Annotated in this window: 19 protein-coding genes; 15 read left to right on the top strand and 4 right to left on the bottom strand. The window is 59.6% G+C overall.

Annotation, left to right across the window (positions count from 1 at the left end):
• Positions 1-232 precede the first annotated feature (232 nt).
• Both HY011_03325 and HY011_03320 read left to right on the top strand, forming a co-directional pair.
• Entirely contained in the window at positions 233-982 is a 750-nt protein-coding gene (locus HY011_03325) for a hypothetical protein (protein MBI3421945.1), read from the top strand.
• 59 nt (positions 983-1,041) lie between these two features.
• Positions 1,042-1,368, top strand: a complete 327-nt coding sequence (locus tag HY011_03320; protein ID MBI3421944.1) for a cupin domain-containing protein — start codon at positions 1,042-1,044, stop codon at positions 1,366-1,368.
• A gap of 80 nt (positions 1,369-1,448) precedes the next feature.
• Here HY011_03320 and HY011_03315 read toward each other — a convergent pair whose 3' ends face one another.
• Positions 1,449-2,462: an isocitrate dehydrogenase (NAD(+)) gene (locus HY011_03315; GenBank protein MBI3421943.1), complete on the bottom strand. Its 1,014-nt coding sequence runs from the start codon at positions 2,460-2,462 to the stop codon at positions 1,449-1,451.
• Between the two features lie 120 nt (positions 2,463-2,582).
• On the opposite strand from HY011_03315, the gene queD reads away from it, so the two are divergent.
• The 4 genes from queD (at position 2,583) to HY011_03295 (ending at position 6,502) form a co-directional block, all read left to right on the top strand.
• Entirely contained in the window at positions 2,583-2,960 is a 378-nt protein-coding gene (gene queD / locus HY011_03310; protein MBI3421942.1) for a 6-carboxytetrahydropterin synthase QueD, read from the top strand.
• Positions 2,961-2,984: 24 nt separating this feature from the next.
• Positions 2,985-3,269 (top strand): hypothetical protein, encoded by a 285-nt coding sequence (locus HY011_03305; protein MBI3421941.1) that lies wholly within the window; start codon positions 2,985-2,987, stop codon positions 3,267-3,269.
• Between the two features lie 12 nt (positions 3,270-3,281).
• The gene (gene thiO / locus HY011_03300; protein ID MBI3421940.1) at positions 3,282-4,424 is read left to right on the top strand and encodes a glycine oxidase ThiO; all 1,143 of its coding nucleotides are present in this window, start codon (positions 3,282-3,284) and stop codon (positions 4,422-4,424) included.
• Between the two features lie 314 nt (positions 4,425-4,738).
• The gene (locus tag HY011_03295) at positions 4,739-6,502 is read left to right on the top strand and encodes a tail fiber domain-containing protein (protein MBI3421939.1); all 1,764 of its coding nucleotides are present in this window, start codon (positions 4,739-4,741) and stop codon (positions 6,500-6,502) included.
• A gap of 147 nt (positions 6,503-6,649) precedes the next feature.
• Here the strand turns inward: HY011_03295 and HY011_03290 are convergent, their stop codons facing one another.
• Together HY011_03290 and HY011_03285 are read right to left on the bottom strand one after the other, a co-directional pair.
• Positions 6,650-8,278: a phosphoenolpyruvate carboxykinase gene (locus HY011_03290; protein MBI3421938.1), complete on the bottom strand. Its 1,629-nt coding sequence runs from the start codon at positions 8,276-8,278 to the stop codon at positions 6,650-6,652.
• Between the two features lie 222 nt (positions 8,279-8,500).
• A complete protein-coding gene (locus tag HY011_03285) occupies positions 8,501-9,508 on the bottom strand; it encodes a CPBP family intramembrane metalloprotease (protein ID MBI3421937.1) in 1,008 nt (335 codons plus the stop codon).
• A gap of 74 nt (positions 9,509-9,582) precedes the next feature.
• Here HY011_03285 and HY011_03280 point away from each other — a divergent pair, with 74 nt between their 5' ends.
• The 4 genes from HY011_03280 (at position 9,583) to HY011_03265 (ending at position 15,095) form a co-directional block, all read left to right on the top strand.
• Positions 9,583-11,823 (top strand): HAMP domain-containing protein, encoded by a 2,241-nt coding sequence (locus HY011_03280; GenBank protein MBI3421936.1) that lies wholly within the window; start codon positions 9,583-9,585, stop codon positions 11,821-11,823.
• Positions 11,824-11,973: 150 nt separating this feature from the next.
• Entirely contained in the window at positions 11,974-13,329 is a 1,356-nt protein-coding gene (locus HY011_03275; GenBank protein MBI3421935.1) for a sigma-54-dependent Fis family transcriptional regulator, read from the top strand.
• Positions 13,330-13,490: 161 nt separating this feature from the next.
• Complete coding sequence (gene nadA, locus HY011_03270) at positions 13,491-14,627, top strand: quinolinate synthase NadA (protein ID MBI3421934.1); 1,137 nt, start codon at positions 13,491-13,493, stop codon at positions 14,625-14,627.
• 66 nt (positions 14,628-14,693) lie between these two features.
• A complete protein-coding gene (locus tag HY011_03265) occupies positions 14,694-15,095 on the top strand; it encodes a hypothetical protein (GenBank protein MBI3421933.1) in 402 nt (133 codons plus the stop codon).
• 31 nt (positions 15,096-15,126) lie between these two features.
• Here the strand turns inward: HY011_03265 and HY011_03260 are convergent, their stop codons facing one another.
• Positions 15,127-15,441, bottom strand: coding sequence for a nitrite reductase (NAD(P)H) small subunit (locus HY011_03260; GenBank protein MBI3421932.1), 315 nt, complete (start codon positions 15,439-15,441; stop codon positions 15,127-15,129).
• A gap of 270 nt (positions 15,442-15,711) precedes the next feature.
• Between HY011_03260 and HY011_03255 the strand changes: the two genes are divergently transcribed.
• From HY011_03255 to HY011_03235, 5 genes are all read left to right on the top strand, one after another.
• A complete protein-coding gene (locus HY011_03255) occupies positions 15,712-19,068 on the top strand; it encodes a CHAT domain-containing protein (GenBank protein MBI3421931.1) in 3,357 nt (1,118 codons plus the stop codon).
• Between the two features lie 10 nt (positions 19,069-19,078).
• Entirely contained in the window at positions 19,079-19,702 is a 624-nt protein-coding gene (locus HY011_03250) for a hypothetical protein (protein MBI3421930.1), read from the top strand.
• Between the two features lie 81 nt (positions 19,703-19,783).
• Positions 19,784-20,755 carry a hypothetical protein gene (locus HY011_03245; GenBank protein MBI3421929.1) on the top strand — a complete coding sequence of 324 codons (972 nt, stop codon included), beginning with the start codon at positions 19,784-19,786 and terminating at the stop codon, positions 20,753-20,755.
• Between the two features lie 179 nt (positions 20,756-20,934).
• Positions 20,935-22,785 (top strand): hypothetical protein, encoded by a 1,851-nt coding sequence (locus HY011_03240; GenBank protein ID MBI3421928.1) that lies wholly within the window; start codon positions 20,935-20,937, stop codon positions 22,783-22,785.
• 449 nt (positions 22,786-23,234) lie between these two features.
• On the top strand, positions 23,235-26,159 hold the full coding sequence (locus HY011_03235) for a hypothetical protein (GenBank protein ID MBI3421927.1): 2,925 nt from the start codon (positions 23,235-23,237) through the stop codon (positions 26,157-26,159).
• The last annotated feature ends 391 nt before the right edge of the window (positions 26,160-26,550 follow it).

The following is a 26,550-nucleotide window of genomic DNA, read 5'->3' as shown; positions in this document are numbered from 1 at the left end:
CCGCCGCGCCCAAGGTTTTGGTTGGCGGCGCGTTGCACAGGGAATAAGCTGCGCAACGCTATTCCTTGCAACTGAAACCCGGACTGCTTGCGTCGTTTAAGCAAACGCGCAACACTACCGGCGTCCGTTAGCCTGTCCGTCCCGGCCATCACTGATAATGAGTTGAACCCTGGGGCGGAGCATCACTCAACGTTACAGACGGCGATTGCTGGCAATCACAAGGAGGTAAACTATGAAGCTGCTCGCGCTAACCATTTTCCTGATTCTCGCCTTCAGCCTGCTCGCCACGGCGCAAAAGAAATTCAAACCCTGGCAGGAATGGAATGAAAAGGAAGCGCTGAAAATGCTCAATGATTCTCCCTGGGGGCAGACGCAGACCGAGACTAATACGTCGGAAATGTTTTACAGCCCGACGGCGAGCGGCGGCGGCACTACGCGCGGGGCGGCTTCGACCGGCAACAGCGGCGGCCTGACCGGCGGCAACGACCGCAATGCGCAGGGCGCGCTCAACCAGGCGGTCAATATCAATTTCCGTATCCGTTTCCTGTCCGCCAAACCCGTGCGCGAAGCCTTTGCGCGTCGCGTCATCTTGCAAAACCCGCAGATGGAAGCGCAGTTGAAGGCCTTTGCCGAGCAAACTTCCAACGAATGGATCGTGGTCGCGGTTGATTATGACAGCAGTGATCAACGCTTTACGGGCCGTGTCATGCAAACTTTCAACTCCGCCAATCTGGGGTTGCTGGCCAACGCGACTTATCTGGAACGCAAGGATGGCAAGCGCCTGTTCCTGAAAGATTACAAAGCCCCGATCAGCGATGGCATGGGTGCCAAGTTCATCTTTCCCAGAGCGTATGAAGACAAGCCGTTCATCACCGAAGACAGCGGTTACGTGCGGTTTTATTCCGAGGTCGGCAAGGACTTCAAACTCAACATGCGGTTCAAGGTGCCGGAGATGATGTACAACGGCAAGCTGGAATATTGAGCCGAGTGTTGGATTCGGCTTGGCGATTTCCCCAACCAACTGATTGATAGACAATCGAGATGAATCACAAAGATGTGCTCGCAAACCTGCGCTTTTCCGCTGAAAAGATGCAGAAGTTGAACCTGTTTGAAACCAGGAATTTTTTCTGCGACGTGTACTGCCTGGAACCGGGGCAGGCGCAAAAGGCGCACGCCCACGCGGATGAAGACAAGCTCTATTACGTGCTCAACGGGCGCGGCACGTTTCAAGTGGGCGAAGAGTTTGAAGAATTGGGCGAGCAGCAAATCGTGTTCGCCCCGGCAGGTTCAGTGCACGGCGTGAAAAACGCCAGTGCCGAACGGCTGACGCTGCTCGTGTTTATGACGCCCAATCCGAATTTCAAATAAACGGTTGCTCAGTGCAAAAGGGCGGCGTTGATCCAATTCGATCAACGCCGCCCTTCTTTGTTCATGCTTGTCTTTGCGCTTCAACCGCCCAGCTCTTTCATCGAAGCTACAATCGCTTCGGTGTACTCCGTCGTATGCGCCGTGCCGCCCAGATCGCGTGTGCGGACGTTCTTTGACGACAGGGTGTGAAACAACGCTTTTTCAATCAAATCGGCAGCCGTGCGTTCGCCCAGATAGCGCAACATCTGAATCCCAGATTGCAACAGCGCCGTCGGGTTAGCTAGATTCTTGCCCGCAATGTCGGGTGCGCTGCCGTGCACGGCTTCAAACACCGCGCCCAGTTCGCCAATGTTAGCGCCCGGCACGACACCCAGGCCGCCGACCAGGCCAGCCGCCAAGTCAGAAACGATGTCGCCATACAGGTTTTCCAGCAACAGCATATCGAATTGCTGCGGGTTCATCACCAGTTGCATGCAGGCGTTGTCCACGATCCGGTCGTCGGCCCGGATGTCAGGATAGTCCGCCGCGACCGCACGGAAGCAGTCCAGGAACAGGCCGTCGGAAAGCTTCATGATATTGGCCTTGTGGATGCAAGTGATCCGCTTGCGGCCATCGCGGCGCGCTAGTTCGAAGGCGAACCGCGCGATGCGCGTCGAAGCCTTCTCGGTGATGATCTTCAAACTTTGCGCCACACCGGGGATGACCATGTGCTCCAGCCCGGCATAAAGCCCCTCGGTGTTTTCGCGCACAATGATCAGATCGAGGTCGCCAAAGGGCGTCTTGATCGCGGGCAGTGTGCGCACCGGGCGCAGGTTGGCGTAAAGGTCTAGGGTCTTGCGCAAACGCACGTTGACGCTGGCGAAGCCTTTGCCGACCGGCGTGGTCAGCGGCCCTTTCAAGGCGACCTTGTTGCGCCGGATGGATTCGAGCACGTTGTCCGGCAGCGGATCGCCAAAGCGCGCGAGCGCCTCAGCCCCTGCGATGTAGCTCTCCCATTCGATGTCAACGCCACTGGCTTCGATGATGCGCACGACCGCGCCTGAGATCTCCGGCCCGATGCCGTCGCCGGGAATGAGGGTGATTTTGTGTGTCATAAGTTGAGTTAGCGATTCATAGTTGTCAGTTGTCAGTTCAACGTGATGGGTTGATTGCCTCGCCACTTTAGCCGCCGCCCTTTGAACTTTCAACTTTTCTGCGTGCTATACTCGCCGCCGATGTTGCACGAAGTCATGATCCAGATGAGTTTTTCGTCGGCGCATTACCTGCGCGATTACGTAGGCAAATGCGCCAACCTGCACGGACACAATTACAAGGTCGAAGTCCACGCGCGGGGCCGCCAACTCAACCAAATTGGCATGTTGATTGATTTCGCTGACCTGAAAGTGGCGACCGGCAAAGTAGTGGATTATCTGGATCATCGCAACATCAACGACCTGCCGCCCTTTGAGCGCGAGATCAATTCGACTGCCGAAGAGATTGCCGCTTACTTCCTGCGTGAAGTCGGCGCGCAAATCAACAACGACCGGCTTCAGGTTTACAAGGTGCGCCTCTGGGAAACCGACAACTGCGTCGTCAGTTGCTCGATTGATTAACCGTTGGAACCAAGGAGTAACACAATGGCTGAACCACAAGACCACGTTTTCGATCCGCTGGGCGATCTGTTTAGTTCGCTCTGGGCCGCCCTGCCCGAAGAGACCGCCGACGACTTCGCCAAATTCAAAAAAGACGTGCTGACCGGCATCAAGAGCGTCGTTGACACGCTGATTGACGAAGAGATTAAGTGCATGGAGCGCCACGTCGAACGCGCCCGCCACATCCGCCGCGAAGACGATCGCGCCTGTGGCTTCACGGAAGACGCGCCGCCCGCGCCACCCACGGATGCTGCGCCCAGTGCGGCGTAATTCGGTTCCCACATGTCAGCATCCTTTCCCAGCTTTGACACCGCCATCATCGGTGGCGGTGTCATTGGCTGTTCCATCGCCTGGCACCTGGCCCAAGCCGGTCAACGCGTCGTCGTCATCGAACGCGGCGCTATCGGTCAGGAAGCTTCCTGGGCGGCGGGCGGTATGCTCGCCCCGCTGGCCGAAGCCGACCGCGCCGATGCCTTCTTCGATCTGTGCGTAGCCAGCCGCGCCCTCTACGCCGATTTCGCCCGCGAATTGCGCGCAGCCTCTGGCATTGACATCGAATACCGCATCGAAGGCACGCTCTATCTGGCGCTGACTGACGAAGACGAAGCGGAACTAGAACACCGCTGGCAATGGCAACACGCGGCGGGGTTGAACGTCAAAAAGCTAAAGGCCAATTGCGTGCGCAAGCTGGAACCTCTGGTCACCGACAAGCTGCGCTGGGCGCTGAAATTCCCCGACGATCATCAGGTAGACAATCGGCGACTGGTCAAGGCGCTCGAACTGGCCGCGCGCAAGGCTGGCGTCGTGTTCCAGCCGCGCACCGAAGCCCTGTCGGTTGAGATTGCCGATGCGCGCGTGACCGGCGTCTTGACCTCGCGTGAGCACCTCGACGCCAATACCGTCATCCTCGCCGCTGGCAGTTGGTCAACCACAATCCCGCTCCAGGCTGGACTGCTTTCGCATCTGGCAAAGGTCAAACCGGTGCGCGGGCAGATGGTGGCGTTTGAAATGCCTGAGCCACCGCTGCAACACGTCGTTTACGCGCGCGACGCTTATTTGATTCCGCGCCTCAGCGGCTTCGTGATTGCCGGTTCCACCACTGAGGATGCGGGCTACGATAAACGCAACACCGCTGGCGGCATTGCTTCGATCATCCAGCGTGCATGTGCGCTGACGCCTGCGCTGGCCGCGCAGCCATTGGTCGAAACCTGGGCCGGTTTGCGCCCGAAAGCCGGTGATGATTGGCCGGTGCTGGGGGCAGATGCTGAGGTGCAAGGGTTGATTTATGCCACGGGCCATTACCGCAACGGCATCCTGTTGACGCCGATCACAGCTAAGGTAGTGAGCGAACTGGTGCTGGGTGGCGTGCCGTCCGTTGATCTCGCACCATTCAGCCTTGCGCGGTTTAACTTGCCTGCCCACTAAAGAATCTCCGGAACATCAAGACGCCAAGAACGCCAAGTTTCCACAGACACCGCTATGCTAGCGTTGAAACGCCGGGCTAAACTCAGGTCGCCACTACGCGACGGCAAAACCACAGCCTTACTGTTCATCACTACCAAACTACTTTATGCCGCCGCCCTGCTATGCTTGAGCAAGCTACACAATCGCCACTGAGCAGGCTACGATTACGCGCTCTCACGCGGTCAACTGACTGCTTGTTTGCGTTGACGCGTGCGTCGTTAGCCGGTCGGCTGACCATCCGAACATCAATGTTTGCAAGTAAAGGAGAAGTTGCTATGAATCATCTGTCTCAGGCTGATTGCAAATGGGCGGCCTGGCTGTCGTTGATGCTGTTGTTGGCGATCAGCGTCTGCGCCACCGCGTTGGCCCAAACGACCGCGTTCACCTATCAAGGCAAACTTACGGACGCGGGCAATCCCGCCACTGGCGCGTATGATTTGCAGTTTCGTCTCTTCGATGCGCTGGTAAGCGGCAATCAGGTGGGCACGACCCTCGTCCGCGAGGATGTGGCAGTCGCCAATGGCATCTTCAGCGTGACGCTCGATTTCGGAGCGGCGGCTTTTTCGGGGGCGAATCGCTGGCTGGAAATCGGCGTGCGGCCGGGCGTGAGCACCGGCGTATTCACTGCGCTCAGCCCGCTACAACCGATCACCTCGACGCCGTATGCCGTGCAGAGTCTGAACACGATGACGGCGCAGAATGCCTTGCAGTTGGGCGGCGTGGCGGCCAATCAGTATATCTTGACGGGCGACGCGCGCTTGAGCGATGCGCGCCCGCCGACGGCGGGCAGCGCGAATTACATTCAGAACACAACCAGCCCGCAAGCCGCCAGCAATTTCAATATCAGCGGCAACGGCACGCTGGGCGGCAATCTGAGGGCCAATGGCGGCGTCACGATCACAGGCGCCAACGGCGATGGAGCAGTCGTCACGGCGCGGCGCTCCGGCGCAGACGCCTACGTCATCATTGATGCCACGGCGGCGTCTCAAAACTCCGTCCTCGCTTACCGCAAGAACAACTTCAACCGCTGGCTGCTGTTCGCCGACAATAGCGCGGAAAGCGGCAGCAACGCAGGCTCCAATTTCAGGCTTGATGCGTACAACGACGCTGGCAACGGCATTGGGACACACCTGTTCATCCAGCGGGCCTCAGGCTATGTGGGCATTGGGACTACTAACCCTTTAGTTAAGCTTCATGTTGAGGGTGGCAACGACACCGGCATTTTTGCCAAGAGCGGCGCTAACTTCGGTGTGCATGGCGAAAGCACCAGCAATTATGGCGTAATTGGCTCTAGTACCCTCGCGAGCGGCGTGGCTGGCCAAAGTAGCACGGGAGATGGGGTGTTTGGCAGAAGCAATAGCGGCTATGGCGTGTATGGTCTCAGCAGTAGCGGCATCGGCATACAAGGCCAAAGCGATAATAACATTAACGGCATTGCGGTGAGCGGCCTCAGTACCGGCAGCGGCACGGGCGTTTCGGGCTATAGCCCCGGTGGTTTTGGAGTGGCCGGAAATACAATTTCCGGCACGGGCGTCTACGGAGATAACGGTAACAGCAACACCATCGGCCACGCCGGTTATTTCAATGGCCGAGTAGGGATCACCGGCAATCTCATCGTTGACGGCGTCTTCTCAAACCCCTCCGACGCCCGGCTGAAACAGCAGGTCAAGCCGCTCGGCTACGGTCTGTCGCAAGTGCTCCGGTTGCGGCCTGTGACCTGGAAGTGGAAAGCGCAGCCGGAGGGGCAACTCCAACTCGGCCTAATCGCCCAGGAGGTTGAGGATGTGCTGCCGGAGTTGGTACAACGTGAGGCTGACCCAGCCCAACCGCTCGGCCTGAACTACCTCGGACTGCTGCCGGTGGCGATCAGGGCCATCCAGGAACAGCAGGCGCAGATCGCGCAATATCAAAAACAACTCAGCGCTGAGCAACGGCGCAACGACCAACAACAAGCCCAACTCGCCAGCCAGCGCGGTGAGATCAAAGCCTTGAAGCAGCTGGTCTGCGCCAATCATCGCAGGGCCGCGCTCTGCAAGTAATGGCCGCTCTTGGGTGCTGCTTGCCGCGAGACTTCTTTGCCGCGAGGCGGAAGACGAAAACCGCTCGTAAAAAATCAAAGGCGGCAGAAGCTTTGAAGCCGCTGCCGCCTACTTACATCTTCACACAAGCGCCGCTACACCTAGCACCTAGGCGCGCGGCCCTGCCGCCTTCACCGCTTCCGTCACGCCCGCTTCAAATTGTTTGAAGTTTTCGTTAAACAGCTTCGCCAGATGCCTGGCCTTTTCGTCGTAGGCGTTTTTGTCCGGCCAGGTGTTGCGCGGTTTCAGCACTTCGCTCGGCACATCGGGGCAAGCCGTCGGCACATGCACGCCGAAGATCGGATCGGCTTCGGTCGGCACATCGTTCAAACGTCCGTCCAGCGCGGCGCGCACCATCGCGCGTGTGTAGGCGATTTTCATGCGCTGCCCGACGCCATACGGCCCGCCCGACCAGCCGGTGTTGACCAGCCAGCAATTGGCATTGTGCTTGGCGATGCGTTCGCGCAACAGTTCGGCATACACGCCCGGATGATGCACCATAAACGGCGCGCCGAAGCAGGTCGAAAAGGTCGCTTGCGGCTCGCTGCTCAAACCTTTTTCGGTGCCCGCCAGCTTGGCCGTATAGCCGGAAATGAAGTGGTACATCGCCTGTTCGGGCGTCAGCTTCGCAATCGGCGGCAGAATGCCGAAGGCGTCGGCGGTGAGCATTATGATGTTTTTCGGATGGCCGCCCATGCCCGACGGTTCATGGTTCGAGATGTAAGACAGCGGATAGGCCGCGCGCGTGTTTTCGGTGACAGAACCATCGTCCAGGTTCAAGCGGCGCGTGACTGGGTCCATCGTCACGTTTTCGAGCACCGTAGCAAAGCGGCGCGTGCAGGCATAAATCTCCGGTTCGGCTGCGGGCGAGAGGTTGATGACTTTGGCGTAACAGCCGCCTTCGATGTTGAAGACGCCGCGTTCCGACCAGCCGTGTTCATCATCGCCGATCAGCTTGCGTTCGGGGTCAGCCGAGAGCGTCGTTTTGCCTGTGCCCGACAACCCGAAGAAAATCGCCGCGTCGCCGCTCGCGCCAATGTTGGCCGAACAGTGCATCGAGAGCACGCCGCGCAAGGGCAGCAGGTAATTCAACAGCGTGAAGATGGACTTCTTGGTCTCGCCCGCGTAGCTGGTGCCGCCGATCAGGATCAACTTGCGCGCGAAATTCATCAGGATGTAAGTGCCGGAGGTGGTGCCATCGGTCGCCGGGTGGGCTTGCAACGAGGGCGTGTTGATGACGGTGAACTCGGGCACGTGGCTGGCCGCTTGTTTGTCCCAATCGGGGCGCACGAACATGTGGCGCGCAAACAGGCTGTGCCAGGCGTATTCGGTGATCACGCGAATCGGGACGCGGAAGGCCGGGTCGGCGCCCGCGAAACAATCCTGGACATAAACTTCTTGTGATTGCAGGTGCTGCAACACCTTGGCGTAAATGCGGTCGAAGTTGGCTTCGGTAAATGGGCGATTGACCTTGCCCCACCAGACGTGTTCTTCGCAGGACGGTTCGCGCACGATGAATTTGTCGTTGGGCGAACGGCCCGTGTGCTGGCCCGTGTTGACGACCAGCGGCCCCAGGTGGGCGACTTGGCCTTCGTTGCGGCGAATGACGTGCTCGTAAAGTTCTCCGGCTGGTAAATTCCAATACGCCAGCTTGGCCAACAAGCCTTGTTTATCGAGACCGTAGCTGCTGGGATTCCAGCCCGCTTGGGTCGTCACTTTCACAGGTCTCGGATCCATAAACCGCTCCTTTGTTGAATGACGTTGCGATTGTCATCAGCGCGCTTGGTTCTCGCGCCAGAAATGATGATTTCGTGTTTTGCCTTGTTCGTGTGGGTGGATAACGCAATCACCCGCAGTAATGAGGGCATTTAGAATTTTTATTACGTGGGCAAGATAGCCAATCAGCGCGGAAAAGTGAATGCGTTTGGCGTGGTCACAGGTGGTAATACCAACCAGCAATCAAGCAGGTTCATTGAGACCGAGTTTGAGCGGTGCTTCGGTTTCCGGTGCGCATTGAGCCGTAGCCGAAACCATCTCCGGCGTCGCCCGTAACCACCCGGCGCGCCAAATCAAAAGCGTGGCGAGCGCGAAAATAATGGTCGCGGGCACGCCGCCCTCGCAACCATAACTGCCGCCCGTCAACCAGCGCGGCCCTTGATCGGTTGAAAGCAACAACGAATTGCGCAACGGCAGGCCGCTAATCGGCAAGCCAAAGCACAAGCCCATCGTCCAATTCCAGCCGAAATGCAGCGCCGTCGGAAACCACAAGCTGCGTGTTTTCAGATAGGCGACCGCCAGCCACACGCCCGCCAACGCTGTGTTGATAGCCGAAAACAGCGTCCGGTTGGGATTCGACCAATGCGCCAAACCGAAGACCAACGCGAGTAAGACCATTGGCACGACCGCCGGGACATCGCGTAACAGTGTTTGAAAGGCATAGCCACGAAAGACAATTTCTTCAAACACCGCCGCCATCAACAGCAAGCCACTCGCCAGTGTGAAGCCGCCAATCAACGTGCGCCAGCCCAGCGGATTGAATTGCAATTTTGTGCCGCCGCTCAGGGTTTGCAGCGCGACGACCACGACGATCATCAACACGCTCATCGCCAACCCCAGCAAGACATCGCGCCACCAGCCGCGATGCAGTGCATAGCCGAGCGCGCCGAAACGCAACCCTTCCAGAAAGTGCAGACAGAACCACGACACCAGTGCGACCCAAATGACCAGCGCCAGATAAACCACGATCATTGCGCCGCTCATCTCAAAGACAGCTTCGGTCTTCGCCGTCGCAGGCGCTGGGAGGGTAACGAACGCCGCCGCAATGCGTGGCAGCACGGCAATGGACACAAACCCCAGCACACGCCAGCCGCTGCGTAACAATCCGGTTTGCGGGTGGATGAAAAGGCTCATACGCGCCGCATCATAGGTGCGTGGTTGCTGGCTGGGCAAGATGCGGTTATTGAACATAGATTGCCGCGCTTCCAAACGCTGCGCTAGAATCCACGGGCGCAACTTTCCTAAACATTTACAAGGCACTCAAGATGAACACACCCGCCACGCAAACCGATGAACAACTCGCGCGCCGCATCCAGCGCCGCCGCACGCGCATTGTGGTGTTGGCGGTCATCACGGGCCTGCTGTTTACGCTGCTGTTCGTTCAGCAAGCCTTCGACACGCTGCCCTGGGTGCGTCCGGATACGGCCAGCGGCACGTATATTCTCTTTGCGCTCTCGACGTTCAACTTCCTGGCCTTTGTGGTGTTGCTGATGGTGTTTGTACGCAACATCATCAAGTTGCGCCGCGAACAGCAAGCGGGCAAGTCGGGGGCGCGGTTCAAACAGCGGCTGGTGTTTTATTCGGTCGTACTGTCGTTGTTGCCGGTGACGTTTATGTTTTTCGGGGCCTACGGCTTTCTCAATCGCAGCCTGGAGAAATGGTTCAGCTTACCGGCGGACGAGATGCTCTCCAATGCGCTTTACATCCAGTCGCAATATCTCAAAGGCGAACGCGAAGGGTTGGAACGCACCGCCGAGACGATTAGCCGTATGCTTTTGCACGCCGCGCCCGAACAACGTTTCGCGATCCTTGGCAAAGAGGCCGCCACGCAGCATCTGGAACTGGGGCAATTGCACGACAAAGACGGACAAATCATCGCCCAGCATGGCCAGCTCGATCCCCGGCAGCTTTCCGACAAGTTTCGCCAGACTTGGCTGGCAGCGCGCGCAAAGGCCTTGCAGGGCGCACGTTTCAGCGCCGAATTGACCGAATCGGCGGCGCAGGGCAAAGCCACGATCCATTTGGTCGCCGCCGTGCCCACCGAACAGGGCGGCGCCTTTGTCATCGCCCAGCCAGCCGAAGAAGATTTCGCCAACAACATCAACCGCATCCGCGAGGTCGAGACGACTTACGAAAAACTCAAAAGCGACAAACGCGCCATTCGCCAGACTTCAATGCAAACGCTCTTGCTGCTGACGCTGCTGGTGCTGTTCATCGCCTTCTGGCTGGCGCTCTATGTCGCGCGCGGCATCGCCGATCCGGTGCAACAACTGGCGCAAGCAACGCAACACATACGGCAAGGCGATCTGGATTATCGCGCCAGCGTCGTGGGCGATGACGAATTGGCCGCGCTGGCCACGTCGTTCAATGAGATGACGGCGGAAATGTCGTCCAACCGGCGCACGCTGGAAGAGCGCCGCCGCTACATCGAAACCATTTTGCAAAGCCTCTCGGCGGGCGTGATCTCGCTGGACGAACACAGCAACATCACGACGATCAATCCGGCGGCGCAACGCCTATTGCATCTGGATGCGCCGCCCGAATCCGGCGTAGCACTGGGCGCGCTGCTGCCCGAAGAGCAACGCGAAGAGTTACGCCGTATGACGCGCCGCGCCGCCCGCGTCAATTCGGTCACGCGCGAAGTCCATTTCACGCTTGCCAACAATGCCAAGCTCGACGCCGCCATCACGGTCACGGCGCTGCACGATCCGGCGGGCCAAACGCGCGGCGCGGTCATCGTGCTGGAAGATTTAAGCGAACTGATCGAAGCCCAACGCCGCGCCGCCTGGAGCGAGGTCGCCCGCCGCATGGCGCACGAGATCAAAAATCCGCTGACGCCGATTCGTTTGTCCGCAGATCGGCTGGCGAAAAACCTGTTGCTGAACGCAGATGGTACGAATGGCTCGAATGGTTCGCCGTCCAATCTGACCGAACGCCAGTCAAAGCTGGTGCGCGAATGCACGACGTTGATCGGCACCGAGGTCGAGACGCTGCAACGCATGGTGGATGAATTTTCGACTTTCGCTCGTTTGCCTAACGCACAACTCGAACTCAGTTCGTTGAATGTCGTGGTCGCGGGCGCGCTCAAACTTTATGACGAACGGTTGGATGGTGTGCGCTTGGAAACGCGGCTGGCTTCTGATTTACCATCGGTCTGGCTCGATCCCGAACAGCTCAAACGCGTATTGGTCAACTTGATTGATAATGCTGCTGAGGCAATCTCCAGCAGCAACGATGCGCAACACGAACGCCGCATCACGGTTGAAACGCGCGAACTCGCCGACCGCGATGCGCTGGAACTGACCGTCGCCGACACCGGCCCCGGCATTGTGCCCGCTGACCGCGAACGTATCTTTGACCCATACTTTTCGACGCGCAAACGCGGCACCGGCTTGGGGCTGGCCATCGTTAGCCGTATCGTGGCCGAACATCAGGGGCGCATCCGCGTGAGCGAAAACCTGCCGCGCGGCGCCCGCTTCACGCTTGAGTTGCCGTTGAATAATTGAACGTATAAACCTGGGAGCGCAGGCACCCTTGCCTGTTTTATAAAAAGTGGCGAAGCCTTCCTTCTTCCCAGATCAGGGATAAGGAAGGCTGCGCGACTTCTTTTATAGCAGGCAGAGATGCCTGCGCTCCCAGGGCCAAGCACTGAACTTATGGCCCATTCGATATTAATCGTGGATGACGAACCCGGCATCCGCCAATCGCTGACCGGCGTGCTCGAAGACGAAGGTTTCAGCGTCACTGCCGTGGCAAGTGGCGAAGAGTCTTTGCACGCGCTCGAACGCCGCTTGTTTGCCTGCGTGCTGCTGGACGTTTGGATGCCGGGCATGGATGGGTTGGAAACACTGGCGCGCATCAAAGCGGCCTATCCCGATGTCAGCGTCGTGATGATCTCAGGCCACGGGCGCATCGAGACCGCCGTGCGCGCGACCAAGCTGGGCGCTTACGATTTCATCGAAAAACCCTTGGCGCTCGAAAAGACCGTGCTGACCATCAAGAACGCAATTCGCCAGCGCGAACTCGAAACTGCCAACTCCGAATTGCAGGCCCAACTCGAACGCGGCTACGCGATGATCGGCGAATCGGTGCCGATGCGCGCCTTGCGCCAGCAGATTCGTTACGCCGCGCCGACCAGCGGGCGCGTGCTGTTGTATGGCGAATCGGGCACCGGCAAAGAACTGGTCGCACGCGCGCTGCACGCTCAATCCCTGCGCGCCAGCAAACCCTTCGTCGAAGTGAATTGCGCCGCGATCCCAGAAGAGTTGATCGAATCGGAACTCTTTGGCCACCTCAAAGGCGCGTTCAGCGGCGCGACCCAGGCCAAGCGCGGCAAGTTCGAGCGGGCCGATGGCGCGACGCTCTTTCTCGATGAAGTCGGCGATATGAGTCTGAGGACGCAATCCAAAGTTTTGCGCGCCCTGGAAGAGCAACGCTTCGAGCCAGTGGGATCAGAAGCGACGGTCAACGTGGATGTGCGTGTGATCGCCGCCACCAACAAGAAGCTGGAAGAAGAAATCGAGAGCGGCGCCTTTCGCGCTGATCTGTTTTATCGCCTGAACGTCATCCCGTTTGAAATCCCGCCGTTGCGCGAACGGCTGGAAGACGTGCCGCTGCTGGTCGAACACTTCCGCCGCGAATTTTCGGTCGCCAATGGCCGCCCGCCCAAAGAGTTCAAACCTTCGGCTATTGAGCGGATGCAAAGTTACAGTTGGCCCGGCAACGTGCGCGAACTGCGCAACACGGTCGAGCGCGTCATCATCATGCACGCGCGGCCACAGATCGAAGCCGACGACCTGCCGATTCTGGGGGCCGAGGTGCCGCCCGCGTCCAGCTACAATTTCGACTCTTACCGCGCGGCCGCTGAGACTTATGAACGCGAATACATTCTGCGCAAACTGGCCGAAACCGAAGGCCACATTACGCGCACGGCTGAACTGATGGGCATTGATCGCAGCCATCTTTACCGGCGCATGAAGGCGCTCGGCATCAATCGGGGACAAGAGAGTTGATGGCTATCTGTGTCGCTTCGCCAAGCAAAAGTTCGATCAATTTCAGCACAATCTTTCTTTAATCCCCTTCAACCAAAAATCCACTTGCGCAGACTTAGTGTCACCAGTACACTTTGCCTGCGGTGTACAAAGTACACTAACCAAAACAAGCAGGAGGAAGCATGAGCACGACAACCGCGACACCAACCTACGCTCCGCACGTCACGATGAATCCGGGCGGCGTGAAAAAAATCGAAGACTATCTGAGCCTGGGCGAACATGAACTTTACGACCGCATCCAAGCGGCCAAGCGCGCGCTCGGCGACCGCGTCGTGATTCTGGGGCATCACTATCAGCGCGACGATGTCGTCTGCCACGCCGATTTCACGGGTGATTCGTTCAAACTGGCGCAGCAGGCCAACACGCGCCCCGACGCCGATTACATCGTGTTTTGCGGCGTGCATTTCATGGCCGAATCGGCGGACATCCTGAGCGGCGCGCAGCAGCAGGTCATCCTGCCCGATCTGGCGGCGGGCTGTTCGATGGCCGACATGGCGCAGATCGAACAGGTCGAGTCGGCTTGGGAGCAATTAGAAGAGCTGGGCATCGCCTCAATGTTGCCGATCACCTATATGAATTCATCGGCGGCCATCAAGGCATTTTGTGGCCGTCACGAAGGCGTGGTTTGCACTTCATCCAATGCCGTGCCGCTGTTTGATTGGGCGCTGCGACAGAGCGAGAAATTGTTCTTCTTCCCCGATGAACATCTGGGCCGCAACACGGGCGTCAAGTTCGGCATCCCGCTCGACCGTATGGCGGTGTGGGACCCGCGCCAACCACTGGGCGGCAACACGCCGGAGCAGTTGCGCGCGGCCAAGCTGATTTTGTGGAAAGGTTTCTGTTCGGTGCACGGGCGCTTTTTGCCGCGTCACGTGGACGACCGCCGCGCCGAACATCCGGGCATTAAGGTGCTGGTGCATCCCGAATGCAAATATGAAGTCGTCAGTAAAGCCGATCTGAACGGCTCGACCGAATACATCATCAAGACCGTTTGTGAAGCTCCGGCAGGCAGCCAATGGGCCGTGGGCACGGAATTGAATCTGGTCAATCGCCTGACGAAACAGCACCCCGACAAGCTGGTCACGCTGCTCGCACCCGACTTGTGCATGTGCGCGACCATGTTCCGCATCGCGCCCGAAAATCTGGCCTGGTCGTTAGAGAATCTGGCGGCGGGCCACGTCGTCAATCAGATCAAAGTGGATGACGAGACGGCGCGCTGGGCGCGGGTGGCGTTGGATCGGATGTTGCAGATTCAATGATGGCTTATCTCCAGCGAACTGATAGTTCGGCTGCTACCCTGGTGAACTCTGGCGTGAAGGACAACCGTGACAAGAATTCTACTATTCGCTGGTAATGACCTAGTTGGTTGGGCTGATCTCACGCCGACAGACCCATCAATGGGTGGCGTGTCGGGCGTATTCCACCCAACCGATGCGTATCAGAGAATTCAGCCCGTCATCTGGAACACCATCCGATATTCAGACTACACCAATTCCAGTACGCCAGAGGGCATCGCCACCTTCAGAGCCAAAGATGCGCTTGCTCTCCGAGTGTGTACCGAGGCAGGCGAATCGCTTGAACAGGTTGGGCCGATCTGGCTCGCGGATTTCACAGATCAGTTTTCTGACATTGAAATCGAACTGGATGTCGCCGGTGTGCCGTGGTGGGTGTTAAAGCGTGTTTTTGGCTGGGTAGAAGCAAGGGGGCTGAATAAGCTGTGCAGTTGAAACGCTGCCAAATTGTATTCCACCAAACGGTTCAAACCAGCACAAAGACCTCATCACTTTCCACCTTCACCTCATACGTCATCACTTTCAATTCACCTACCGCACCGCACATCCCCGTCTGCAAATCAAAATCGAATAGGTGCAGCGGGCAAAGCACACGCCCGCCATCCACAAAACCTTCAGCGAGCGAAGCGCCGCGATGGGGGCAGTGGTTGTCGAGCGCGTAAAGAGTGCCCGCGCGATTGAAGATGGCGATTTCATGCGTCCCGACCTGCACTCGCAGGCCGGTTTGTGGTGTGATTTCGGCGCGGGTGGCGACGCGGTGGAAGCGTTTTTCGTCTGGCATAGGCGCTGGATTATGCCGAACAATTTCGGCAACTCAAACCTGCGCGTTGCCGTAGTGCGTACTTTGCTGAGGCCACAAACGCGCGTTGTTGCGGCTTCGGGCATGTTAAGGGCAGGCGGAGGAACCCGCACCTTTTAGACGGGCATGAAGTTGCCACGCCTACTTTTTTGAGTTACAGATTGCCCGAAGCTTTTGCAAGGTCGCCCGCGCTTTGAGCGTGGTTACGAACGACGCGAACCGCATGCGCAGGTTCAACACAGGAGCACAGTTATGCGCCAGCCTTGTTTCCATCTCGCCAGTTCTGCTGTTCAGACCGACTTCCGCCGCGGCCCGAATGTTTGGCGTGCGTTTTGCGCCAGTCTGCTGGCCCTGAGCCTGCTGACGATGCACCCGCCCGCCCGCTTGTTTGCGCAAGACAATGTGTCGCTCGAACTGGGCAAACCGCTGAGCCGGGAAATCAGCGGCGGCGAAACGCACGCCTACCAGATCGAACTTGCCGCCGGGCAGTTCATGCGCGCGGTGGTTGAGCAACAGGGCGTTAATTTGCTGGTCACGCTTTACAGCCCCAACGGTCAGAAGCTCGCCGATCTCGACAGCCCGGTTGGCGCGGAAGGCCCGGAGCCGGTTTCGCTGGTTGCGGAAACCTCTGGCGCTTATCGGTTGCAGGTGCGCCCGATGCAGCAGCATGCGCCGCAGGGGCGTTATGAGGTGAGGCTAGAAGAGGTGCGGGCGGCGACACCACAGGACAAAGCGCGCATCATCGCCGAACGTGCCTTTGCGGAGGCCACGATTACCTATCAGGGATCGGCGGATTCCGTGCGGCAGGGGATTGAGAAATACGAAAAAGTGATTCCGCTCTGGCAGGCCCTGGGAGATCGCGGCCAAGAGGCCGTTACGCTCTCCACCATCGGGCATTTGTACAAACTACTCGGCGAATCCCGGCAGGCACTGGCCTATCAGCAACGGGCGTTGCCGCTCCATCAGGCGGCTGGCAACCGCAGCGGCGCCGCCCAAACGCTCTATAACATGGGCGCGGTTTATGGCGAATTGGGCGATCCGCAAAAGGCGCTCACGCCGTATCAGCAGGCGTTGGACATCTATCAGGCGCTGGGTGATCGTTCAATGGAAGCCGCCGTGTTCGGCAACATGGGCGTGATTTACAGCGGCCTCGGCGAACAACAACAGGCGTTGGAGCTTTTCAACCGCGCGCTAGTACTCAAGCGGGCCATGCGCGATCCATACGGCGAGGCCACGCTGCTGAATAACATCGGCCTCGTACAGAATTATCTGGGTGAGAGCCAGCAGGCGCTGGACTCTTATCAGCGCGCCCTGCCGCTTTACCGGGCGCTCAATCATCGGGCGGGGGAAAGCACGGCACTCAATAACATCGCCACACTCTATGATGACTTGGGCGACCCGCTGAAGGCGTTGGAGTTTCTGGAACAAGTGCTGGAACTCAAGCGCGCCACCGGGAACCGCGTCGAAGAAGCCACCGCGCTCAATAACATCGCCGTGGCCTATGGCAAGTTGAAAGAACATCAAAAGGCGCTGGAATACTATCAACGCGCCCTGCCACTCAGCCGGGGAGCGCGTTCGATGGAAGCGACCACCTTGGGCAATCTGGGTAAGACCTACGGCGATTTAGGCGATCAGCGCAAAGCGCTACAGTTTTATGAACAGGCATTACAGCTTCGGCGCGAAATCGGCGACCGGCGCGGCGAGGCCATCACGCTCACCAATCAAGGGCGCGCATACCGCGGATTGGGCGAATTCCCGAAAGCGCTCGAATGCTTCAAGCAGGCGCTGTCCTTGCGGCAAATCATCAGCGACCGCAGCGGGGAAGCGATCACGCGGTATAACCTGGCCGTCGCGCAACGCGACCTCAATCAACTGACGGATGCCCAGGCGCAAAGCGCAGCCGCGCTCGCCCTCGTGGAAGCGCTGCGCACCAAAGTCGCCAGTCAGGGGCTGCGCACTTCTTACCTGGCGTCCGTCCAACAGTATTACGAACTCGACATTGATTTGCTGATGCGCTTGCACGAGCAGCAACCCGCCGCAGGCTACGCTGCCGTTGCGCTGCAAACTTGCGAACGCGCCCACGCCCGCAGCTTGCTCGAACTCCTGACCGAAGCCCGCGCCGACCTGCGGCAGGGCGTTTCATCCGATTTGCTGGCCCGCGAACACACGCTGCAACAAGCGCTCGATACAAAAGCGGCAGCCCAGATGCGGTTGCTCAACGGCAAGCACACGACTGAACAAGCCGCCACCGCCGCCAAAGAAATCAGCGCGTTGACGACCGACTATGAACAGGTGCAAACAGAGATTCGGCGCGCCAGTCCGCGCTATGCCGCGCTCACGCAACCCGCGCCGCTCAACCTGAACGAGATTCAAACCACGGTGCTTGACGCCGACACGCTCTTGCTCGAATACGCGCTGGGCGAAGAGCGGAGTTGGCTCTGGGCCGTTACACCAACCTCTATCAAGAGTTTTGCCTTGCCCAAGCGCGCCGACATCGAAGTGGCGGCGCGGCGCGTTTACGACTCGTTGACCGCGCGCAACCAAGCTCCCGCAAATGAAACGCCGGAACAACGCCGACGGCGTTTGGAGCAAGCCGCCGCCGCCTATTCGCCCGCGGCGGCGGCGCTGAGCCAGGTGTTGTTAAGCCCGGTCGCCGCCGAATTGGGCGCGAAACGGTTGCTGATCGTGGCCGACAGCGTGCTGCAATACGTGCCGTTCGCGGCGCTGCCAGAATTAGGGGCGAGGGACTGGGGGTTAGGGGCTAAGCAGAAGCAGTTGCCAGCAGCAGCAGCTAGCGACGGGAGATTAGGGGCTAAGCAGAAGCAGCCCCCAGCCCCTAGCCCCCAGCCCCTGATTGCCGCCCACGAAATCGTCAGCCTGCCCTCGGCGTCTGTACTCGCTGTGCTGCGGCAGGAAAACGCCAGCCGCAAATCAGCCGGGAAGGCGCTGGCCGTGTTGGCCGATCCGGTCTTTCAAGGCAACGACCCGCGCCTGGCGACGGCAAACGCCACGCGCACGGGCGAGGCGGAGTTTGTTCGATTGCGCTTCAGCCGCGCCGAAGCCGAAGAGATTGCCAGCCTCGCGCCCGCCGCGCAGACGCTGAAGGCGCTCGATTTCGCCGCCAATCGTGAAACGGCGACCAGCGCGGAGTTGGGCGATTACCGCATCGTGCATTTTGCGACGCATGCGCTGATCAACCAGCAGCATCCTGAACTTTCCGGCATCGTCTTGTCACAAGTGGATGAACGGGGACAGCCGCGCAACGGGTTTTTGCGGCTGCACGAAATTTATAACCTGCGCTTGTCGGCGGAACTCGTCGTGCTCAGCGCCTGCGAAACAGCGCTCGGCAAAGAAGTCAAAGGCGAAGGCATGATCGGCCTGACACGCGGGTTTATGTACGCGGGCGCGCCGCGTGTGGCTGCCAGCCTGTGGCGCACCGACGACCGCGCGGCGGCGGAATTGATGAAGCGTTTTTACCAACGCATGTTGGGCGAAAAAATGACAGCGGCGGCGGCCTTGCGCGCGGCGCAGGTTTCGCTGTGGCAAGACAAACGCTGGGAAACGCCGTATTACTGGGCCGTCTTTACGTTGCAGGGCGAATGGAAGTGAACGCAGCACGATGGATCAGCGCGCCGATGCCAACTTGGAAAGCAATGCGTCCGCCGCGTCGGCGCCGCGCCGCCAATGGGCCTTGACCCAGGACGCCTTTGATCTGTTGCTAGCCGCTTTTGACGCAGACCGCGAAATTGCCGGGAAGAAATATCTGGAAGTGCGCGGCAATTTGCTGCGCCTGTTTGAATGGCGCGGCTGCCCGTTTCCTGAAGAACACGCCGATGAAACGCTCAACCGCGTCGCCCGCAAACTCAGCGCGGGCGAAACGCTGCGGGAACCGGCCCAATACGCCATCGGCGTCGCGCGGTTGTTGCTGCTCGAAATTCGCAAGGAACTGGCTAAACAGCAAACCGCATTGAGCGAACTCGGCAACGCCGAACCGGTTGTTTATGAATTTGAAGAGCTAGACCCGCGCGTTGCGTGCCTGGAACATTGCCTGCAAAGCCTCTCGGCTGAGAACCGCGAACTGATCTTGCATTACTACCAGGGCGATAAAGGCGCAAAGATTGAGAACCGCAAGCGGCTGACCGATCACTTCAAAGTGCCGATCAATACGCTGCGGATGCGGGCGCTGCGGTTGCGCGAGAAGTTGCAAGAATGTGTCGAGCAGTGTTTGAAAAAAAAGCTGTGATGGATTTTGGCGGCGCGTCAGTACGGGGTGAAGGTAATCATCTTCTCCCGTTCGAGACATCCCCAGGAGCCGCAGAAGAACATGGAACTGAAAGCTGCGAATGAACAATTGATCGTGCGTTATCTGCTGGGCGATTTGCCCGAAGACGAGCAGGCGCGGTTGGAAGAGCGCGCGTTTGCAGAGCGCGACTACCTGCGCCACATCGAGGATGCCGAGAACGATTTGATTGACGAATATGTGCGCGGGGCGCTTAACGAAACGGAACGAAAACAGTTTGAAAGCCGCTTTCTCGTTTCTGTCGAACGACAAAAGAAAGTCGAATTCGCGCGCGCGTTGGCGCGCCTCGTCCCTGCGGTTGAAGCGGCTGAGCAACCGGCCACGGCTCATTGGTGGGAAGCGTTAAGCGCTTTCCTGCGCGGCTGGCAGCCGGCGCTGCAATTTTCGTTAGCGGCGGCGGCGTTGCTGCTCGTGATCGGCGGACTGTGGCTATTCAACGTGACGCGCGGGTTGCGCTCACAACTCGCACAGCTTCAAGCGGAGCAGCACACGCGGCAGCAGCAGGCAGAAACGTTGCGCCAGCAAGCCGCCAGCGAACGCGCGCGCAACGCCGAGCTCGCCGCGCAACTCGAACGCGAACGCGCGCACAGCCAGGAGTTGGCCCAACAGCTCGAACGCCAGCATACGCCGGGCAGCGCCGTCAGCGCGCCGTTCTTTGCGGCGCTGTTTTTGCCGCCGGGCATCGCGCGTGGCGGCACCACCCGTCCGCAGTTGCTGCTGCCGCCCATGGTGCGCACGACGCGGTTGCAGGTCGGGCTTGAGCGCGCAGACGATTTCAAGCGCTACCGCGTCGAACTCCGCACCGCGCAAGGCCAGCCGGTCTGGGCACGCGATCAGTTGCGTCCGCAAACCGCGCGCGCGGGCCGCGTCATTCAACTGACCATCCCTGCCAGCACGCTCAGCGCGGGCCAATACGAACTGACGCTCAAGGGCGTGACCGCGACGCAACAAACCGAAGCGGTGCGTTATTACTACTTCGACGTGCTGAAGAAATAATTCCTACCAAAGCCGACTTAGCCCGCTTCTTGATGAATTCACGCAATTCCGCCAAGTGATAAAAATTTCTGTGTGGTGTTTTCCGAACTCCTGCCAGTACGGGGTGAAAGAAAACGCGCGCGCCGCCAGATGGCCGCGCCGCAACTGATTAACGTTTGGAGAGGAGAGAGGGATTCACCATGAAAAAGCAATTGTTGCTGTTCAAATTTGTGTTGCTGGCGTTGCTACTGCCGGTCGTACAGGCACAGACGATTCCCGCCAGAGGGGCGTTCATTCCGCTTTCGTGTTATCGCGACGACCCGTTTGTGGCAGTGGCGGACATTGAACATCTGGATGCGGCCAAGTTCGGAATGGACGAAAGCGGGTGCCTCATACTCAGAAACAAGCAGGTTTGGGTTGAGGACGAGCGCGTTATTTTCAACACGCTAGACCCTATCAAATGGGAGCTTGAGGCGGTTGCCTGGAATCCCTGGCCGCTGCCGTTGGCGAATCAGCAAGGCGATTTCCGGTTCCCACATGAAGCGCGCTTTCCCTTGTTCACTCCCGAACGCGGGCCGGACGGCAAGATCATCCGCCGCGAAGGCTTGCAAGTCTGGTCGCCGAATAATTTGCACCTGGGGATGAACACCGCCTTCGCGGCGGCCAATGCCGCCAAAGACGCGGCGGAGGCCTGGGCGGGGCGCGACATCGCCTGGGGCAGCGACGGGCTGTTGCTGATTCGCCCGCACTTTTACATTGACTTCAATGCCTTTCACAGCCGTTCCGCGCACGGCCTGTTCTTTGGCATTGTGCCTTACCGTCTGCCCGGCGAAACGGACATCAAGTTTTACGAGCTGGCGTCTTCGTGGGAGATCGCGGCGCATGAGTCCGGGCATGCGCTGCATTTCGCGCTCAAGCCGAACTCGTATGGCGACGACCTGGGCTTTAGTTTCTGGGGCGAATCGTTCGGCGACCAAACCGCGTTGTGGGCTTCGTTGCGCAACCCGGCGCGGGTGCAACAATTGCTGAACGAAACCCACGGCGACTTAAACCAGTCGAGCGCGGCCACGCGCATGAATGAAGCCTTCGCGGCGCTGTTGGGCGCGGGCACGGCTTTACGTGACGCCTTCAACGACAAGAAAGTTTCCGACACCGATGAAGAAATACACCACCGCTCGGAAGTGCTGACCGGTGCGGCCTACAAAATCTTCCTGCGGATTTACGACGAGTTGAAAGGCGCGCTGGGCGCTGCTGAAGCCATGCGCCAGGCCGGCGAGATCATGGGCATCATCCAAATGCGCGCCACCGATTTCACGCCCGAAAACCAGATGACGTTGGAAGACGTCGGCAAAGCCTACCTCAAAGTAGATAAGGAATTTTTCGGCAGCCGCTATCACACCGTGCTGGTGGACGAATTCATGCGGCGCGAAATTTTCGACGCCGATTCGGTGCGCGAATGGCAAGCGCACGAAGCGGCCCTGCCGCAACTGTACCTGCTGCCGTCATGGGGCGACGAACAGATCGCGCAGGCGTTGCAAGCCAATCAAAGCAGACTCGGCCTCGGGCCGAATTTCGGCTTGCAGTTGCAGAGCGTCACGCGCGCCAATTCCACCGGCGGGCCAGCCCGGCAAACACAAATCATCGTGCGCCTGCAATTGACCGAGGGGCGCGGGCCGAACGCGGCGCTGCTCGACAACCACGGCATCCTCGTGTTTCGCGCGAGCGGCGGCCTAGCCGATTACCATTCGCCGTTGCCCGATGGCGGACCGTCAACGCCGCTGGCGGGCGACGAATTCGCGCAGACGCAGGCGTGGATGCAACTCCGCCAAGCTTACCAAATGCGCCTTGACGAACACGGCGTACCGCTGGCGCTCGTGCGCAACGCGGACGGCCAGTGGACGGTGGCGGCGCGCGTGCCGGGGAACGCCGGCCCCTTCGAGTGGGTGGACGTCTTCACGCCGGAGCACCCTCAGGGCGAGCGCCGCGTCGTCGGTCTGCCGCCCGTGCCGCCGGACACGCGCCTTCCCAGCGCAATAGACATCAGCAACTAGATCGGTTTTCACTTCGGTGTATGGCAAAAAAGCCGCGCAGCGGGACAGTACCGCGCGCGTGAGCAAGCGGCGCGTCAAGCACGGCTGACTGACGCAACACCGAAGCGCCGCTTGCTCACGCGCGCGGTACTGTCCCGGCGCGGCGCGCCTACCGTACACGCAAATGAAAACCGATCTAATAAACCCGTTCGTAGCCCCGCCTTCAGGCGGAAGTCTCGAACTATGGAAGCTTCCGGCTGATGGTCTTTGAAAAATAAGTTTAACAATCAAAGTGAAGCAACCACTGGGGACACGGGGGACACTGGGAAAGCCGGTAACCCATTGATTTTCCCAGTGTTCCCAGTGTTCCCAGTGGTTCGATCCGTTTGTTAAATCTATTTTTCAAACACCATCAGCCGGGACTACGGACGAGGAACGATCACCAGAGAAAATAATCGGAGGAGGGAAACATGAAACGACACATCCGCAACGCCGTATCCGGCCTGCGCACAACGCTGTTTTTGACCGCGCTCGGCTGTCTGTTGATGGCGGGCGTGGTTGGCGCGAAGTTACAACCGGCGTCTGCCGCGCGTGCCGCCGCAGCGCCGCAACGTCCCGTGCAGCGCGTGCGCGCGGCGCATCCGGCAACGCCTGCCACCCAACCGCAAGCCGATCCGCAACTCGCGGCGGTGGAGGGCGGCATGGTGCTCGAACTGCGCGCGGGGCAGTTGGATTGCCGCGAAGCGACCGTTGCGGAGGCGCAGGCGCTGCGGCGCGCGCACGGCTTGCCCTTACAGGCGCTCAATGACGAGGCGGTTGCGCCCGGCGCGCCAGGGCAGGTGCAGCCGGGTTTGAAGATCGTCTTGCGCGGCACCTCGCAGCTCGATCAGTTCCCCGAAGCCAAGACGGCTTTCCTGCGCGCGGCCCGCGTGTGGGAGGCGCTGATTCAAAATCCGATCACCGTAGTGATTGACGTGGATTTTGGGCCGACCTTCTTCGGCCAATCTTTTGACGGTTATGGCGGTAAAACGCATTCGCAGAATCTCTCGCGTCCAAATGCTTACCCGCTTATCCGCACTGAACTCATCAACGGCGCGGGCAGTCCGCAAGAAGCGGCCTTTTACCGCGCGCTGCCGCCAGATCACGTGCCGACCAACCAAGGCCCCGCCACGGAAATGTTCTATAGCTCGGCCATGTTGCGCGCGCTCGGACGAATTGCGCCCGTGGCTGATCCGGAGCATGAGCCGGAAGGCTGGGGGCCGCCGCCGCGCATCGGTTTCAATTCGGCCCTCAACTTTGATTTCGATCAGAGTGACGGCATCAAGCTCAAGCGGTCCGATTTCACGGCGACCGCCATTCACGAGATCGGCCACGTGCTCGGCTTTTTCTCGGGCGTCGGCAGAAAGGAATTACGCCTGGATCAACCGCCTATGCTTTCGGTGTTGGACTTGTTCCGCTTCCGTCCCGGTGTAACGGCTGCGACCTTTGGGTCGGCGTTGCGCGTGCAATCGTCCGGCGGCGAGCAGGTCTTTTTTGGCGGCGGTGCGGAACTGCCGCTCTCGACGGGCCGGAGTGATCACAGCGGCGGCGATTTACGGCAAGCCGGACACTGGAAAGACTTCTTCTATACCCAACAATATCTCGGTGTAATGGACCCGCTCACGCTGCGGGGGTACCGCTATGATTTGACCGAGAACGACCGCGCGGCCATGGAGTGGATCGGCTATCGCACCAACCCGCTGCCCAATCCGCGCGAGGCCGAATTGAAACTCGATGACGGGACGCAGGAATTTGCCGGCTTTGGCGATGGGTTGATCGTGGTCAATCGTTTGACGCCGCCCAGTTACCCGGCCACTTTGCGCAAGCTGCGCCTGATGGTTCCCCAAATTGGGGAAGAGCCTAATCCGACCGGGCAACCGATCACGTTGTGGATCGCTGCCCAGCAAAACGCGAATGGGCAACCACCGGCGGGCAATCAATTCACGCGCATCGAAACGACCGTGCCCAGCGCCAGCAACGAGCTGTTTTTGGAATTCCCTATTCCCAACGGTCCGACGCTTACCAGCGGCGATTTTTATGTCGGCTATCAAGCGCCCGCGCCGTATCTGGGAACGGGCTTCGCCATTGACCAAAACGGCGCGGCGGAAACGCGCAGTTTCTATTCGGATAACAACGGCGCGAGCTTTGCGTCGATCACCGACCCTGGCGACCCCCCGGCCAACGCTCTGATCCGCGCGTTGGTGCAAATTGGCGGCCCGGCCCCCACGCCCACGCCGACGCCCGTGCCAACCCCGACGCCCATGCCCGGCCCCGCCACGGTGGCGCTGACTTCGGGCGTGCCGCAAGACGCCTACATGGTCAGATTTGATCCTTATATCGGCTGGGCCTCTGGCACGCAGTACACGATTCAGGTGCCCAGCGGCGCGACGCAACTCAAAATCGAATTGGACGCCAATACGGACATGGATTTTTGCGTGCGCTTCGGCGAACGCGTCGGGCTGGAAGGCGGTTACCTGACCACCGACTACAAAGTGGAGACGGATGCGTACTCTGAATCGCTCACCATCACGCCCGCCAGTGCGCCAGCGTTGCGGGTCGGCACGTATTACGTGATGGTCATCAATTACGGCCCCGGCCCGGCCACTTTCAAAATCAAGGCCACGGCCACCGGCGCGCCAACCCAGGGCAAGCTGGCGAATGTCTCGGCGGCGAGTTTCAGAGGCGGCGAATTGGCGAGCGGCATGATCGTGACGGCCTTTGGCGAGCGGCTGGCGACGGGCGTGGCGGCAGGGTTTGTGGCGCCCGTGCTGCTGGGCACGACGGTCAAAATCACCGATAGCCAGGGTGTGACCCGCGCCGCCGGTCTCTTTTTCGTCTCGCCCAATCAGATCAATTACTACCTGCCGTGGCAAACGGCTGTCGGGCCGGTGACGATCACCGTGACCAGCGGCGACGGCACGGTTTCGACGGGCACGGCGCAAATCGTGGCGGTCGCGCCGGGACTTTTCACCGCGAACGGCAACGGGCAAGGCGTGCCGACGGCAGTCACCGTGCGCGTCAAAGACGAGAAGCTGAGCTTTGAGGAAGTCGCACAATATGACGCCGCGCAACGCCGCTTCGTGCCGCGTCCGATTGATCTGGGCGGCGCGAGCGAACAGGTCTACTTGATTCTGTTCGGCACCGGGCTGCGCAATCACCCGGGGTTGTCGAGCGTCAGTCTCAAACTCGGCGGCATTGTCTTACCCGTGCAATTCGCGGGCGCGAATCCGAGCGACCCTGGCGGGGATCAAATCAATGCCTTGCTACCGCGTAGCCTGCTGGGGCGCGGCGAACAGGACTTGGTGCTGGTGGTGGATGGCAAGGCGGCAAACACAGTCAGAATCAACATCAAATAAGGCAGGCCCAATGGCTGCCAAAACATTCGGAGAAGGAGAAGTCGTATGAAAACTCAGATGACGAAGACATTTTGCAGCAGTGTGATAACTCGGCGGCGCCAACTCGCGCGGCATTTGCCGCTGACCTTGCTGGTGCTGACGGCGTTGTGGGCGGCGTTGCCCAGACTCACGCCGGTGCACGGCCAGGCCAAGTTTCAAGCGCAAGTCGTGCAGACCAAATTTCGCAAACACGCCAATGCGCGAGCCATCGCCAATCGCTACATCGTCGTTTTGCACGCTGAGGCTGTGAATAGCTTCGCGCGTGAAGCCTCGGTCGCGGCCATTGGCGGCGCGCTTGAGGCCGGTTATGGCGCGCAGATCAGGCGGACGTACCAACACGCGCTCAACGGTT

The organism is Acidobacteriota bacterium (assembly GCA_016196035.1).
Lineage (GTDB): Bacteria > Acidobacteriota > Blastocatellia > RBC074 > RBC074 > JACPYM01.
The sequence above is the reverse complement of the archived record's forward strand: the minus strand, read 5'-3'. Positions and strand labels throughout refer to the sequence as shown.